Raw genomic sequence first — 13,547 nt, forward strand, 5'->3', positions numbered from 1 at the left:
ACGTCAACCCGGCCTACACCAGCCAGACCTGCTCGTGTTGTGGAGGATTGGGGAAGCGCTCGAAACATCGTTTCGAGTGCCCTCACTGTGGTCTGCGGGCGCACAGCGACTTGAATGCAAGTCGGAATCTTGCCCGCATTGGCGAGACCGCCGTCTCGCCAAGGGCGGCTGTAAATACGCCTGATGTTGGAAATGGGATCAACCATTCTCTCGTTTCACAATAAAGCCTTCGACTTCAGTCGAGGGTTATTTACTGGTAATGTTTTGTCAGTTTGCCAGATTTAGTCAAGATGCCTGTTTTCTCTAGAAAAGCTTTTGCTTCTGCAGGATTATTGGCCAGCGATTGCCGTAAAGCTTGCATTTTTTCATGCAAACTTTGTTTTTTCTTATCTGTGTTTTCATCAATTTTTTTCATTTTTTAATTCCCCTATCATTAATGCCGATGAGTGGCTGACTCTCAATAAGCTGATCTGTTATCAGCTTAAGAAATCGAGACTCTTGGCGTCAAGTTGGAATTTTTGTATTAGCGATCGCCAAAAAGACACTTGCCTATTGCAAATGACAAGGAATATCATTTGCAAAAACTAAGACTACTTTAAGGAAGTGTCTATGCTGCTCAAAAAACTATCATTGGCTGTTGCAACTGCGCTTGTGTTTGCTTCTCCCGTGTTTGCTGCGCCCTCTGCGGCTCAAGTCAGTCAACACTATGCAAACTTGGTTGAAGCGAACTACCAAGATGTATTAACCCGAGTCAAAGCACTACAAACTGCTGTGGATACGTTTGTTGCCGCACCTTCTGCCGAAGGATTAGAACAAGCGAAGCAAGCTTGGTTAGCGGCGCGTGAACCGTATGGGCAAACCGAGGCATTCCGCTTTTACGCAGGCCCGATTGATGATGCCAAAGGCCCTGAAGGACAAATCAATGCTTGGCCATTGGATGAATCGTATATCGATTATGTAAAAGGCAATTCCAAAGCGGGGATTATCAACAAACCCAATGTGGCGATCACCAAACAAAAACTGGCCAGCCTGAATGAAAAAGGCGGTGAAGAGAATGTTTCAACCGGTTTCCACGCCATTGAATTTTTGCTGTGGGGTCAGGACTTCAACAAAGAAGGCCCCGGTAATCGCAGCTACACCGACTTTGTTGATGGCCAAGCCCCGAATGCTGATCGTCGCCGCACCTATTTAAAAACCGTGACGGAGTTGTTGGTGGATGATGTGCAATATTTGGTTGAAGCATGGCAGCCAAATGCAAAAAACTACCGCGCCCGTTTTGAAAAAGACCCTCAAGCTGTCCGCAAAATGTTGGTTGGTATGGGCGTGTTATCACGCGCTGAACTGGCTGGTGAGCGGATGGAAGTGGCATTGGCTAGCCGCGATCAAGAAGACGAGCATTCTTGCTTTTCTGACAATACCCACCGCGACATTGTGACCAATGCCGAAGGAATCCGTAATGTTTGGTTAGGCCAATATAAACGGATTGATGGCACCGACATCAAAGGGCCTTCACTGCAAGAGTTGGTTCAGGCCAGCAATCCGCAAGCGGCTGAAAAATTGTCCCGCGATTTAGAAGCCACACTCGCCGCAGTGAATGCTATCCAAGCACCGTTTGACCGTGAAATTGCGGAAACCGAGGGCCGTCGTCGTGTACAGAAAGCAGTACAGCTCTTGCGTAAACAATCAGATAGCATGGTTGAGGCCGCAAAAGCCATCGGGATTCAACGATTGAATGTCAAAGGCTAAGTTGGCCTAACCCCACTCACCACACGCCCCGCTTGTCAGTGGGGCGTGCTGCTTTAGAAGATGGAAAACGGATAATGAAGATGCGTCGATTAGGATGGTTATTGGCTGGGTTGAGTCTATCTGGCATTGGGGTTGCAGCAGGGCAATGGTTGGCGACCCCCGGAGAAGAATTGTCTGGTGGGGAAACGACGGTTCACGAGGTGGGACAAAATGCATTTTCTTTGCCTTTTGCCAATCTACGCGGTGAACGCCGTACTGATTTTGCCGTCGGTAACTCGTTCTTTAAGAAAAATTGGGTTCAAGCACCGGCCTCAACCACTGCGCGTGATGGTCTCGGGCCACATTTTATTGCGCGTTCATGTTCAGCTTGTCACGCTTTGGATGGGCGTGGCACACCGCCGGTCGATTTAGGTGAACAGCCGATGGCCTTGTTAATCCGTCTCTCCATTCCCGGTACACCATCAAAACAGGCTGGGGTTGTGCCGGAACCAACGTATGGAGATCAGTTTAATAATGATGCCGTTGATGGTGTGAAACCTGAAGGCAAAGTTGCCATCCATTATCAGGAAATTAGCGGACAGTTTGCCGATGGTGAGCGCTACGCCTTGCGTAAGCCGACCTATCAACTGACCGAGCTAGGCTACGGTCCATTACACCCCGATACCATGCTCTCACCTCGGATTGCGCCACAGGTGATTGGATTAGGATTGTTAGAAGCCATTGCAGAAAAAGATATTTTGAAAAAAGCCGATCCAGATGATCGCGACAGTGATGGTATTTCTGGTCGTCCTAACTGGGTATGGGATGCGCCTAGTCGAAAGACGGTGTTGGGCCGTTTTGGGTGGAAGGCAAACACCGGCAGCGTTGCTCATCAAACCGCAGGGGCGTTTTTAGGTGACATTGGCATCACCAACAAATGGAACCCGCAAGAAGCCTGTACGGCCAAACAAGACGATTGTGTTGCGGCTCCTTCTGGTGGCAAACCTGAAATCAGCGATGACTTATTGCGTAAAGTGGTGTTTTATAGCCAAACCCTTGCGCCACCGGCTCGGCGTGATGTGACAAGCCCACAGGTGTTGCGTGGTAAACAATTATTTAACGAAATGAAATGTGCTACTTGCCACACCCCCAGTTATCGCACTGGTGCCTTAAAAGGATTACCTGAAGCCGCGTTCCAAACCATTCATCCTTATACCGACTTGTTATTGCATGATATGGGTGAAGGATTGGCCGATGGTCGTCCTGATTTTCAGGCATCGGGCCGTGAGTGGAAAACCCCACCGTTATGGGGGATTGGTTTGTTCCCGGATGTGAATGGGCATACTTTCTATCTCCATGATGGCCGTGCGCGTAATTTAAGTGAGGCGATTCTGTGGCATGGTGGCGAGGCGGAGGCGGCAAAACAGCGTTTTGTCCAAGCGAAAAAAGCAGAACGTGATGCTTTGCTGGCATTTTTAAATTCGCTCTAAACATGGGCTGTGGAAAAGGCAGTGTGAACAGCATGGTAAACATAAAACAATGGCTAGGGGTGGTGGTCTCGCTGTCTTTTGCGGGATATGTGCAAGCTGAGGCGATTACGGCGGTGGATTTGGTGCAGGCGCAAGCAAAGACGGTGTTTATGCCTGCAGCGGAACGCTTTGTGAATCAAAGCACGGCATTACAAACTGCAAGTGAGGCTTTATGTCAGCAGCCGTCTGCTACCCAGTTGCAACAAACGCGTTTACGGTGGCAAGACGCGGCCACGGCATGGTTCCGCCTCGGTGGGGTGCAGGCTGGGCCAGTGCTACAACGTAAAAGTGCGCGACAAGTCTTTTTCCATCCCACGCGCCCAGCGCGGATAGAAGCAGCGATTGTGGGTGAAGAAGATGGCGAAAGTGTGGCAGCGCGCGGGTTGCCGGCGGTTGAATATCTGTTGTGGCAAGACGGCGATACGTTGGCGACTCTGAAACAATCAGCGCGCTGTGCTTATCTGGTGCGAATCACACAAGATGTGGTCACCGAGGCGAAAGCCATTCAACAAGAATGGCAACAAGAAGCTTCTCGCTCATACAGCGAGTTGGATGCACTCGCCCGCTTAAATGAAACCTTTAATGTCACTTTAGCGGCAGTGGATGGCCTTGATAAAAAGTTGGATAAAGCGTTACACAGTGGGCAAAAAAGTGCCGAAGGTGTGCGTAGCGGAAGCAGCCGTATATTGTGGGAAGCGCAAGCCGAAGCAATCAACGCATTGGTGGGGGTACCGCTGGGTAAAGGCTTGGCGGGTTGGGTGACGTGGCAAGATCAATTCACTGTGGCGCGTGAGTTGGTTAGCCGCAGCCAAGATGTCTGTCATGTGCTACATACCCTAAATCGACAACGTACGCCAAAAGAAGGTTTGCAAGCTGCAAAAGACAAGTTGGCTGCTTTACGCAGTTATTTAGATGATCAAGTGGCACGGGCAGTGAATGCGTCGGTGAGTTTTAATGATGCCGACGGAGATTAAACCCATGTGGCAGCGGCGGCAGGTGTTGCAGTTAGGGGTTGCGGGGTGGCTTACATGGTGGGCTGCCCCTGTTGCGGTTGCACAGACACAAAACACCACTTTACTCGTGTCTGCTCAAGCACAGGGCCGCGATTTTGCTGTCAGTGTGGTGGATCTACGTGCAGGGTCTGTGCTTGCTAGGGCTACGCTACCTTTTCGAGGGCATCAAGTGTTGTTTTCGCCCGCACAAGAGATGGTGTGGGTCATAGAACGCCGGCCTGGTACTCGGGTGGCTCGTTGGCGGTGGCGTGAGGCCAAGTCTGCGGACATTCTCCCGATTGAAGAAGGCTATAGTCTCAGTGGTCATGCCATCCTCCATCCCGAAGGGGGGCTGTTAACGTGTGAGCAAGATGAGGAAATTGAACGCGGTTTGGTGGTATGGCGCGATAGTCAAACATGGCGTGCCTTAGCGAAATGGCCAAGCGGTGGTGTGGGGCCACATGCGCTGTTGCCATTGGCAGCCGGTCAGATTGCGGTAGCCAATGGCGGTATTCTCACCCATGCCGAGACGGGTCGGATGCGGCGCAATCAAGGTGCCATTGATTCGAATGTGGTACGACTTGATAGCCGAACGGGTCAGTTAACTGGCCCTGTGTGGCGCTTACCTGCGAACACCGTTGGTCGGGAGGCCTTGAGTTTGCGTCATTTGGCGGCGTTGCCGGATGGTGGTCTGGTGGTGGCAATGCAGTTTGATGAAGGAAAAGAGGGCGGTGACATTCCTTTATTGGCCTACCTTGCACCCGACGGCCATACCGAGATACTGCCAGCGCCAGCAGGGGTTTGGGCGAAGATGAAAGGCTATGCTTTGAGTGTGGCAACTACAGCACAAGGTGCGATAGCCGCAACCGCGCCGCGTGGAGATTGTGTGGTGTTTTGGGATGCTCAGCGCCGTTTTGCTGGTGTGCAGACACTCCCTAAACCAGCGGGAGTGGCCACCGTTGGTGAGGGATTTTGGTGTAGCAATGAACAAGGCCACCTACTTCACTTCGCCCACATCAACACCCCACCAACGCAGAACCTAAGCTTTGATGGGGTGAAATGGGATAATCACCATGTGTTGGCCTCTGCTTAGAGCCTACGATAATGCATTCTATTCGGAGGCAGAAAAAGATATCACCGAAGACATCGTAGGCTTCTACAACTGCGTGTGACTGCACTCTGCTCGAGGCAAGCTATCACCAACAGTTTATGAGCGGAACAGAGCAGCAAAACAGCAAAAAAACCGATCTTGGTATCTCAAAAAACTTGACCATTATATCTGACATAATCGGCACTAGTGGCTTTATCGCTGGCGTCTGTGTTGATAGGAAAATTAGACCTCAGGTCTGACCCCGTAGCTTCTGTTCGATAGTGCGAAGCGTATTTTGCAACTCTCTCTCGTTCAATTCTGGATCGATGTCTTGAAGATATTCCACTACAGAAAAGTCGTCCCCACGCTTTCTATTCTGAGGTGGTTCGAGAGCCTCAATTAGCAGCGCCTCAAGCGTTCCAATCAGTGATGGCGTTGAGATACGAAGTGGGGCTTCGATGAGTTTCCCTTCGTCCGTAACATCGAGGAGCCCGAACCAAGAGAATCGATTCCAACGGCTACCAAGGCGATCAATTGTGTGCTCATAGAGGCGACGACCAAGGGGCCTATCAACTGATCTTCCAACGTAGACGACCGTGTGGTGGTCGTAGAGGATATAGATGCCTCGTTGACCACCAAAATCAACTGGTTTTGATAATGCCTGTTGTTTTCCGAAAACCTTCGGATCACTGCGCCAAGCAACGAGGTCGCGTTGCCAATACATGCCTAAACATTTAATAATTGACTCATCTTGTTCCTGCTCAATCGACTGTGCAGGGGCTGCGGGGGAACTGATAGGAACCGTACGTGGAGGAGTTGGGTTCGTAGGAGTGGTCGGCGTAACTCCCAACATTCGCAGTGCGTAAGTACCACGCCCCACCCTGACGAAAGGCGAATTATCGCCATCGTTATTGATTGAAGTCGTTATCAGAGTGTTGACCGTCCTATCTGGCGTAGCTCCATCAGTGTTGTAGTAGCCATTCGAGAGAACCTTCTCCGAGATCTCGGAATAGTGCATTGCACGGCCTTCCTCTCGTAAGACTCGCTTTATAGCTTCGCGCCAGGACATAGACATGATTTGGAGTTCTCCTAAGGTCTAGCTTGAATTAAATGACATGGATGCTTTTTTACGTCGGCCATATCCGTTATCGCCAAGCGATTGTCATTTGTTTCGGGAGTTTTGTGGTTTGTCTTTTGAAACTGGACAACTGCTTTAGGCGAGCATCTGAGGTCAATTCTCCGACCTTTTGTTTATGGCATCAATCCCTACGGAATTCCGAGTGGCTGCTTATGGGCTATTTTTCCTCCAGCCGCTTATGGCTGGTTGCCGTCATTTCGCTCCTGAGACAGAAACGTGGGGGGGGGAGGACCAGAGACCAGAAATGCAATACACTCTACCCAAAAAACAAAAAAGCCAACCGAGTGGTTGGCTTAAGCGATTCTGTTTGACTGACTTGGTGGGTCGGGCGAGATTCGAACTCGCGACCAACGGATTAAAAGTCCGCTGCTCTACCGACTGAGCTACCGACCCCTTGTCACATACAATCGTGTGCTAAAGTGCAGTCTTACTTCTCGATGGTGGGTCGGGCGAGATTCGAACTCGCGACCAACGGATTAAAAGTCCGCTGCTCTACCGACTGAGCTACCGACCCCTCGAAAAGAGAACGAAACTATACCGAAGCTTAAAAAATACGTCAACAAGAAATCATCGAATTAACGAATTTTTTCTAACTGAGCGACAAATTCCTGCGCGGAAACAAAGCCGATAATCCGTCCGCGTTCAGTGCCATTCAAAAAAAGCATGATACCGGGTGGGCCATACAGGCCAAATTGCTTTAATAACGCTTGGTGTTCGCTGTTGTTGGCCGTGACATCGGCCTTGACGCGAACAAATCGTTGCAACGCCTGTTGCACCTGTGGATCAGGTAAGGTGTTGGCTTCCATCTCTTTACAGGCTACACACCAATCTGCATAAAAATCCAACAAAACAGGCTGTCCGTTGGCGTTGCGTAAGGCTTGTTGCCATTCGGCTACGTTGTTGATTTTTTGAAAAGGCAGTAACTGCGTAGCCGCGTTGGCAGTTTTACCCTGTAAAAAGGCTAATGGTTGCCAAGGATGATGGCTGCCACCGAGTGCACCAATCCATTGTGCGCTACCCACGAGCAATAAAATCAGTGCCAATAAACGAACAAACAGATCACTACGGCTGATACGGCGCGGTAGGCGTTGAAATAACCCCAAAAAAACTGCACAACCAAGAGCCAAACTTCCCCACAGGGCCAAGGACAAAGCAGACGGCAGGAATGGGCTGGCAAGGTAGATGGCCAGTCCTAACATCACCACCCCAAACACCGCTTTTACTCGGTTCATCCAATGTCCGGCGCGTGGTAAAAAATGGCCGCCTAGCGTACCCACTAGCAACAGCGGTAACCCCAATCCCAAGGCCATCAGATACAGTGCTGCACCACCAAACCACGCATCACCTGTGCTGCCAATATAACCTAACGCGATGGCCAACGGTGGCGCGACGCAAGGCCCCACAATCAGTGCAGACAGTGCTCCCATCACAAACACCGACAGTAAGCGACCACCGGACAATTGATGTCCGCTATGGTGTAAACGACTTTGCCAAGCGGCAGGCAGTTGAATATGGATCACATCAAACATTGCCAGTGCAAACAACACAATTAGTGCGCTGGCAGTCAGCATCACCGCCGGTTGTTGTAACCACACGCTTAATAAGCTCCCCGTCAGACCAGCGGCAATACCGATCAGGGTGTAACTGAGTGCCATCCCCTGCACATAACTCATCGACAACCAAAAGCCGCGCCAGCGGGTTAAATGGCTGCCCTGACCGGCGACAATAGCCGAGATAATTGGAATCATCGGGTACATACAAGCCGTGAGAGCAAGGCCAAGCCCTGAAATAAAAAACAGGGCCAAACTGCCCCAACGTGACGAACTGGCAAACTCGCCTAGCCCACCGTTATTGACTGGTGGGGCAGAGGACGAAAACCATTTTTGCCAAGCACTGGGCTTGCCTTGTGGTGTCAGTTTGATGGTTTGGGGTGGATAACACACACCAACATCGGCACAGCCTTGCAATGACACAAACAAAGCCCACTGTCCTGTTGGTAACGTGCTGAGTTGGTGTTCAGTGGTCAGACGATGGCGATAGATACCGGTTTGACCAAAGAATGGATCTTTTTTCTCTTCAGCGGTGGGAAGGGGTAAATGTTGTAAAGCTTGTTCGGGTTCGACTCGCCACGCCAATTTATCGCGATAGAGATAATAACCGTCAGCAATTTGATAATGCACACGCAGTAACGTGCCTTGTTGTTCTAATCTGACTTGGAATGCTTGTTCTGGTGGCAATAGGTCATCTTGTTGCAATGCCCAGCCTAAACCACTCCACAAAATGGCACAAATCAGCAGAAGATGCCGCCACCACGTTAACATTGTGTGTTTCCTTGGCTTGAAATGGTCTCGGTGTTCACCCATGTCAGATAGGCAGGTAAGCCTGCTGCCACTGGCCATGCAATGATTTCTGGTGTTTCATACGGGTGATGTTGCTGCAGATAACGTTCAACGGCGGGATAGGCGGTGGCTGTGGTTTTACACAATAAGGGAATTTCTGTGGCTTGTTCAATCTGACCTTGCCAGCGGTAAATCGACTGCACTGGCGATAACAGATTGACACAAGCGGCAAGCTGCTCACTGATTAAGCCCTGTGCCAAGCGTTCGGCACAGGCCAGATCGGGGGCATTACATAACACGAGCCAAACTGGCTGAGATTTTTGGATAGCGTTCATGCGTATCTTTCTTTTATTACTGTTGGGGTTTCCCCTGCTCGAGATGGGCTTGTTGGTGTGGCTCGGCAGCAAATTTGGATTGTGGGTGTTGCTGTGGTTGATTGCTACCACCGTACTGGGTGTGATGATGCTGCGTCATTATGGTGTCAGTGCTTTGTTGCCGGTGTGGGGCATGATGCGGCAAGGGCAAATTTCGTTATATCAATTGTTATGGCCGATTCGTTTTGTTATCGCTGGGGTGTTATTCCTGATTCCTGGGGTTTTAACTGATATTGCCGCCATTTTATTACTGTTACCTTTCGGGGGGCCGGCGTTGCAAACACCATCACAACCGTCTTACGGTGAATCGCCTTTTACGCCGCCGCCTCGCAGCGGGTCAACTGCCGGCGAACATACGACCATCGATGGCGAATATCAACGTGTGGATGATGTTCCTCCGCCACGTCTGCGTGACTAACTGCCTTGATTCCAACGCGAGATTGTCGCTAAGACGGCGGCAGTGGGTTGTTGAACAATGACCACTTTGCGGCGGCTGGTTTCGCCACTGCTTAAACACAGACTGCGTATAGGGATGGCAAGTTCCTCTGCTAAAAAGCGTAACAGGGCTTGATTGGCTTTGCCGTCAACCGGCGGTGCCGCCAAACTGATTTTTAATGCTTCGCCATACAAACCCACGATGCGGGTGTGTTTTGCCCCGGGTTGGATGTGCAAGGTTAAGCGTATGCCTTGTTCTGTTTGGGTGAAAAATGTCATTTGTTTTGCCAAAGCATCAAAAGCTGCCTATTTTAACGTGTGCTATTCACTGAACTAAGGGGATTGAACGATGGATATTGGAATTTCTGACCAGAATCGGGCCGAGATTGCTGAAGGCTTATCGCGCTTATTGGCCGATACCTACACCTTGTATTTGAAAACCCACTACTTCCACTGGAATGTCACGGGGCCAATGTTTCAAACGCTGCATTTGATGTTTGAGACCCACTACAATGAATTGGCGTTGGCGGTGGATTTGGTGGCAGAGCGTATTCGCTCATTGGGCCATATCGCCCCCGGTACTTATGCTGCTTATGCTCGTTTGTCGTCGATTCAAGAAACCGAAGGCGTACCCAAGGCACAGGACATGATTCGTGAACTGGTGGCGGGACATGAAGCTGTCTGTCGCACCGCACGCAGTGTGTTTCCTTTGGCAGAAAAAGCCTCGGATGAATCGACTGCCGATCTGTTAACCCAGCGTCTGCAAGTGCATGAAAAAACGGCGTGGATGTTGCGTAGTTTGTTAGAGAACTGATCGATTGCTGTCATCCAACGTCTGAGGCAGGCCATTCTGATGCAGGATGGCCTGCAGTTGTTTTAGCAATCCGTTACACTTGCCGCTTTCATGCTTTGTGGTTGCCCTTGCATGTCTGCTTTTACTCTATCTTCTTCGTATGATGCTCGCCCCTTTTGGGTGGCGGTGGCCATTTCTTTGGTGTTGCATATTGCCGTGTTAGCCGGTGTGCGCTTTGTGGTGCCAAATCCCGAGAAATTCGTGAATACCGTCGCGCTGGATGTGGTGCTGGTCAATAGTAAATCGGCGCAAGCACCGGAAAAACCGGATGTGTTGGCACAAACCAATTTAGACGGTGGTGGCAATACCGATGAGCCAAAACAACGTGCCGCTACGCCACTGCCGCCACAGGCCAACGACACCCCTAATAATGCCTTGACCATTAAACAAGCACGGCAAAAGTCGCTGGAAACGGAGTCTGACCGTCTAGCACGGCAATTACGTTTGCCCGGTGAAGGGCCAACGGAGCAAGTCGAACGGAAACCCGCGCCGGTGCAAAACTTTGACCGCAGTGCTTTGCTAGAACAAGCAAAAGACATTGCGCGTTTAGAAGGGGAAATTGCTGAGCGGCATCATGCTTACCAAACCCGCCCGCGCCGAGCCTTTTTTGGGGGGCGGGCGCGTGAAGCACGTTTTGCCCGTTATGTTGAAGATTGGCGTTTGAAAATTGAACGGGTAGGGAATTTGAACTATCCACAGGCAGCCCGCGATCAAGCGATTTACGGCAGTTTGATTTTGAGTGTAGAGATTCGCGCCGATGGCAGTCTTGCCCGTGTCAAAATCGACCGCAGTTCGGGTGAAGATGTGCTAGACGAAGCTGCGAAAAACATTGTTAAACTGGCTGCTCCCTATTCTCGTTTCCCCGAAGAATTGGCCCGCGACTACGATACTTTAACCATTGTCCGGACGTGGTCGTTTACCCGAGAAAACCAGCTCGCGACCAGTGGCCGTGACTAACCAAGTGAGAATCTCTGATGTACGAAGTCAACCGCAGTGTGGTGATTGTAAAACCGAAACAGCCGTTTGCCGATTGGTTGGCCACGTTAGATGTGGAATGGCCACAAGATGCACCGCCGTCGCTGATGCAGTTGCGAGAAGATTGTAATGCCTTCTTAATTCCGCCGGCGGAAGATGTCATGGATGCCAAAGACTATATTCGACAACATTGGCAAGATATTTTTGAAGGTGAATTGGCCGATTGGACTGAAGATGAAAGCGAATGGCCAGCCAAACGCACCCCCAATATTTTTCAACAGTGGTTTGAAGTGGAACTGCACTCGGTGTTGACCGATCTATGTGAAGACAGTCTCGACCGTGAGAGTTTTGTCCCCATTGCCCTCAATGCGTTGGGCAGTAAAGACTAAGCGAATTTCCTGCTATTGAAAGAAAGTACACCCGATGAGTGAGACAAAAAAACATCAAATTGACATCAAAGTGCGTGGCTATCACCTAGATGTCTATGGCCATGTCAACAACGCCCGCTATCTGGAATTTTTAGAAGAAGGCCGCTGGGCTTTTTTTGAATGCAACCACAGCTTAGAGCCGTTTTTGCAATCGGATATCGCCTTTGTGGTGGTTAATATCAATATCAACTACCGCCGTCCTGCCTATATGAATGAGGTGTTGACGGTCGAAACCTTTATTAGCAAGGTGGGTAGCCGCAGCGGTACGATTAAACAAGTGGTGTCTCTCAGTCAAACCGGTGCTGTGGTGGCCGATGCTGAGGTCACGTTTGTCTTATACGATGCGAAACAAGACCGAGCGATTGCGATTGAAGGCGATATGCGGCAGTTATTGGAACAATTATTGGTGACAACTGAGGCTGCACAATGAAAAAAGCCCTGCTTGCTCTGGCACTGCTGGTGGTGGCGGCGGTGGTAGGCTTGGCCCTGACCGATAAAGAAATGGCACCGCAAGCCAGCTTTACCACCTTAGAAGGGGAGAACCATCAATTTGCTGCGTTACGTGGCAAAGTGGTGCTGGTGAACTTTTGGGCAACCAGCTGTCCCGGTTGTATCCAAGAAATGCCCGACTTGGTGAAAACACATCAGGCTTATGAGGCAAAAGGCTACACCACGGTTGCGGTTGCCATGAGTTATGACCCACCGAATTTTGTGCGTGAATACGTCAAAACCAACCGCTTGCCGTTTATGGTGGCATTAGACAGTGATGGTGGATTGGCGCGCGCGTTTGGTGAGATTCAGCTGACCCCAACCAGCATTCTGATTGATAAAGAAGGCCGGATTGTGAAACGCTATTTGGGCGTGCCCAATTTCACCGAGCTCAACCAACTGATTGAAGAAAAACTTAAGGCATAGTGCCGCAAATTGGGCAGGTGGGATCGGCGTGTAAGTTCACATAACGCCACTCACCTGCTATCCCATCATAACGCCCCAAACGCCCGCGTTGTTTGCTGGGCAGACCTAACAACAGCTTCAATGCCTCGGCTGCTTGACTACAGCCAATAATGCCTACCAGTGGTGAAAACACGCCAAACAAAGCACATGGCCCATCTTGGTTGTCTCCTTCCGCAGGAAATAGACAATGATAACAGCCTGCTGTGGCTTGGCTGGCGGGGTCGAACACCGCTAATTGCCCTTGAAAACGAACGGCTGCGCCAGACACCAAGGGCGTTTTGGCGGCAACACAGGCGGCGTTAATCTGATGACGAGTCGGAAAATTATCGCTGCAATCAAGCACCACATCAGCCAACTGAATCTGTTCGAGTAAGGCTGCCCCTTCTAGGCGATGCGGCAGAGCCAGCAGCGCAATATCGGGGTTGATATCACGCAACTGAGCAATAGCAGATTCCGCTTTATTCCAACCAAGGCGAGATTGTTGGTGAATGATTTGTCGCTGTAGATTGGTGAGGTCAACACTGTCATCATCACTGATGACTAAGGTGCCCACACCTGCGGCAGCGAGGTAGAGCGCAGCGGCAGCGCCCAAGCCACCGGCACCAATGACCAACACCCGTGAGGCAAGCAGCGCCTGTTGACCCGCAATATCAATTTCATCCAACAAAATATGCCGACTGTAACGGCTTAGATCACGGTCACTCAATTCCACCAC

At 50.5% G+C, this 13,547-nt stretch carries 17 protein-coding genes and 2 tRNA genes; 11 read left to right on the plus strand and 8 right to left on the minus strand.

Annotated features, from left to right (window positions below):
- The coding region (locus tag ACYVJG_RS00005; RefSeq protein ID WP_460429240.1) for a zinc ribbon domain-containing protein at positions 1-224 on the plus strand (224 nt) is incomplete at its 5' end.
- A gap of 26 nt (positions 225-250) precedes the next feature.
- Here ACYVJG_RS00005 and ACYVJG_RS00010 read toward each other — a convergent pair.
- Positions 251-415 carry a hypothetical protein gene (locus tag ACYVJG_RS00010; RefSeq protein WP_460429241.1) on the minus strand — a complete coding sequence of 55 codons (165 nt, stop codon included), beginning with the start codon at positions 413-415 and terminating at the stop codon, positions 251-253.
- A 194-nt stretch (positions 416-609) separates the two neighbouring features.
- On the opposite strand from ACYVJG_RS00010, the gene ACYVJG_RS00015 reads away from it, so the two are divergent.
- From ACYVJG_RS00015 to ACYVJG_RS00030, 4 genes are all read left to right on the plus strand, one after another.
- On the plus strand, positions 610-1,746 hold the full coding sequence (locus ACYVJG_RS00015; RefSeq protein ID WP_460429242.1) for an imelysin family protein: 1,137 nt from the start codon (positions 610-612) through the stop codon (positions 1,744-1,746).
- Between the two features lie 74 nt (positions 1,747-1,820).
- Positions 1,821-3,215: a di-heme oxidoreductase family protein gene (locus ACYVJG_RS00020; protein WP_460429243.1), complete on the plus strand. Its 1,395-nt coding sequence runs from the start codon at positions 1,821-1,823 to the stop codon at positions 3,213-3,215.
- A gap of 32 nt (positions 3,216-3,247) precedes the next feature.
- The gene (locus ACYVJG_RS00025) at positions 3,248-4,228 is read left to right on the plus strand and encodes an imelysin family protein (protein WP_460429244.1); all 981 of its coding nucleotides are present in this window, start codon (positions 3,248-3,250) and stop codon (positions 4,226-4,228) included.
- The gene (locus ACYVJG_RS00030; RefSeq protein ID WP_460429245.1) at positions 4,209-5,339 is read left to right on the plus strand and encodes a DUF1513 domain-containing protein; all 1,131 of its coding nucleotides are present in this window, start codon (positions 4,209-4,211) and stop codon (positions 5,337-5,339) included. The genes ACYVJG_RS00025 and ACYVJG_RS00030 overlap by 20 nt, the downstream gene beginning before the upstream one ends.
- A gap of 247 nt (positions 5,340-5,586) precedes the next feature.
- Here the strand turns inward: ACYVJG_RS00030 and ACYVJG_RS00035 are convergent, their stop codons facing one another.
- From ACYVJG_RS00035 to cutA, 5 genes are all read right to left on the minus strand, one after another.
- Positions 5,587-6,411 carry an HTH domain-containing protein gene (locus ACYVJG_RS00035; RefSeq protein WP_460429246.1) on the minus strand — a complete coding sequence of 275 codons (825 nt, stop codon included), beginning with the start codon at positions 6,409-6,411 and terminating at the stop codon, positions 5,587-5,589.
- Positions 6,412-6,791: 380 nt separating this feature from the next.
- Positions 6,792-6,867, minus strand: a tRNA-Lys gene (locus ACYVJG_RS00040).
- Positions 6,868-6,912: 45 nt separating this feature from the next.
- Positions 6,913-6,988 (minus strand) — tRNA-Lys (locus ACYVJG_RS00045).
- Between the two features lie 61 nt (positions 6,989-7,049).
- On the minus strand, positions 7,050-8,795 hold the full coding sequence (gene dsbD, locus ACYVJG_RS00050; protein ID WP_460429247.1) for a protein-disulfide reductase DsbD: 1,746 nt from the start codon (positions 8,793-8,795) through the stop codon (positions 7,050-7,052).
- The gene (gene cutA / locus ACYVJG_RS00055; protein WP_460429248.1) at positions 8,789-9,148 is read right to left on the minus strand and encodes a divalent-cation tolerance protein CutA; all 360 of its coding nucleotides are present in this window, start codon (positions 9,146-9,148) and stop codon (positions 8,789-8,791) included. Before cutA ends, dsbD begins: the two co-directional genes overlap by 7 nt.
- On the opposite strand from cutA, the gene ACYVJG_RS00060 reads away from it, so the two are divergent.
- Complete coding sequence (locus ACYVJG_RS00060) at positions 9,147-9,605, plus strand: FxsA family protein (protein ID WP_460429249.1); 459 nt, start codon at positions 9,147-9,149, stop codon at positions 9,603-9,605. The two genes, cutA and ACYVJG_RS00060, sit on opposite strands and share 2 nt — an antisense overlap.
- Here ACYVJG_RS00060 and ACYVJG_RS00065 read toward each other — a convergent pair.
- Positions 9,602-9,901 (minus strand): DUF167 domain-containing protein, encoded by a 300-nt coding sequence (locus ACYVJG_RS00065; protein ID WP_460429250.1) that lies wholly within the window; start codon positions 9,899-9,901, stop codon positions 9,602-9,604. The genes ACYVJG_RS00060 and ACYVJG_RS00065 overlap by 4 nt on opposite strands.
- 70 nt (positions 9,902-9,971) lie before the next feature.
- Here ACYVJG_RS00065 and ACYVJG_RS00070 point away from each other — a divergent pair, with 70 nt between their 5' ends.
- From ACYVJG_RS00070 to ACYVJG_RS00090, 5 genes are all read left to right on the plus strand, one after another.
- Positions 9,972-10,436 (plus strand): Dps family protein, encoded by a 465-nt coding sequence (locus tag ACYVJG_RS00070; RefSeq protein WP_022653855.1) that lies wholly within the window; start codon positions 9,972-9,974, stop codon positions 10,434-10,436.
- 111 nt (positions 10,437-10,547) lie between these two features.
- Positions 10,548-11,432, plus strand: a complete 885-nt coding sequence (locus tag ACYVJG_RS00075; RefSeq protein ID WP_022653854.1) for an energy transducer TonB — start codon at positions 10,548-10,550, stop codon at positions 11,430-11,432.
- Positions 11,433-11,449: 17 nt separating this feature from the next.
- A complete protein-coding gene (locus tag ACYVJG_RS00080; RefSeq protein ID WP_460429251.1) occupies positions 11,450-11,839 on the plus strand; it encodes a VacJ in 390 nt (129 codons plus the stop codon).
- Positions 11,840-11,873: 34 nt separating this feature from the next.
- Positions 11,874-12,308 carry an acyl-CoA thioesterase gene (locus tag ACYVJG_RS00085; RefSeq protein WP_460429252.1) on the plus strand — a complete coding sequence of 145 codons (435 nt, stop codon included), beginning with the start codon at positions 11,874-11,876 and terminating at the stop codon, positions 12,306-12,308.
- On the plus strand, positions 12,305-12,793 hold the full coding sequence (locus tag ACYVJG_RS00090; RefSeq protein WP_460429253.1) for a TlpA disulfide reductase family protein: 489 nt from the start codon (positions 12,305-12,307) through the stop codon (positions 12,791-12,793). The genes ACYVJG_RS00085 and ACYVJG_RS00090 overlap by 4 nt, the downstream gene beginning before the upstream one ends.
- Here ACYVJG_RS00090 and ACYVJG_RS00095 read toward each other — a convergent pair.
- The gene (locus ACYVJG_RS00095; protein ID WP_460429254.1) at positions 12,783-13,547 is read right to left on the minus strand and encodes a HesA/MoeB/ThiF family protein; all 765 of its coding nucleotides are present in this window, start codon (positions 13,545-13,547) and stop codon (positions 12,783-12,785) included. The genes ACYVJG_RS00090 and ACYVJG_RS00095 overlap by 11 nt on opposite strands.

This window comes from Aquaspirillum soli, from assembly GCF_054781915.1.

Excerpts from the sequence above, each read along its gene's own strand:
- ACYVJG_RS00010 (WP_460429241.1), bottom strand. The coding sequence starts at position 415 with ATGAAAAAAATTGATGAAAACACAGATAAGAAAAAACAAAGTTTGCAT.
- ACYVJG_RS00015 (WP_460429242.1), top strand. The coding sequence starts at position 610 with ATGCTGCTCAAAAAACTATCATTGGCTGTTGCAACTGCGCTTGTGTTT.
- ACYVJG_RS00020 (WP_460429243.1), top strand. The coding sequence starts at position 1,821 with ATGAAGATGCGTCGATTAGGATGGTTATTGGCTGGGTTGAGTCTATCT.
- ACYVJG_RS00025 (WP_460429244.1), top strand. The coding sequence starts at position 3,248 with ATGGTAAACATAAAACAATGGCTAGGGGTGGTGGTCTCGCTGTCTTTT.
- ACYVJG_RS00030 (WP_460429245.1), top strand. The coding sequence starts at position 4,209 with ATGATGCCGACGGAGATTAAACCCATGTGGCAGCGGCGGCAGGTGTTG.
- ACYVJG_RS00035 (WP_460429246.1), bottom strand. The coding sequence starts at position 6,411 with ATGTCTATGTCCTGGCGCGAAGCTATAAAGCGAGTCTTACGAGAGGAA.
- dsbD (WP_460429247.1), bottom strand. The coding sequence starts at position 8,795 with ATGTTAACGTGGTGGCGGCATCTTCTGCTGATTTGTGCCATTTTGTGG.
- ACYVJG_RS00060 (WP_460429249.1), top strand. The coding sequence starts at position 9,147 with ATGCGTATCTTTCTTTTATTACTGTTGGGGTTTCCCCTGCTCGAGATG.
- cutA (WP_460429248.1), bottom strand. The coding sequence starts at position 9,148 with ATGAACGCTATCCAAAAATCTCAGCCAGTTTGGCTCGTGTTATGTAAT.
- ACYVJG_RS00065 (WP_460429250.1), bottom strand. The coding sequence starts at position 9,901 with ATGACATTTTTCACCCAAACAGAACAAGGCATACGCTTAACCTTGCAC.
- ACYVJG_RS00070 (WP_022653855.1), top strand. The coding sequence starts at position 9,972 with ATGGATATTGGAATTTCTGACCAGAATCGGGCCGAGATTGCTGAAGGC.
- ACYVJG_RS00075 (WP_022653854.1), top strand. The coding sequence starts at position 10,548 with ATGTCTGCTTTTACTCTATCTTCTTCGTATGATGCTCGCCCCTTTTGG.
- ACYVJG_RS00080 (WP_460429251.1), top strand. The coding sequence starts at position 11,450 with ATGTACGAAGTCAACCGCAGTGTGGTGATTGTAAAACCGAAACAGCCG.
- ACYVJG_RS00085 (WP_460429252.1), top strand. The coding sequence starts at position 11,874 with ATGAGTGAGACAAAAAAACATCAAATTGACATCAAAGTGCGTGGCTAT.
- ACYVJG_RS00090 (WP_460429253.1), top strand. The coding sequence starts at position 12,305 with ATGAAAAAAGCCCTGCTTGCTCTGGCACTGCTGGTGGTGGCGGCGGTG.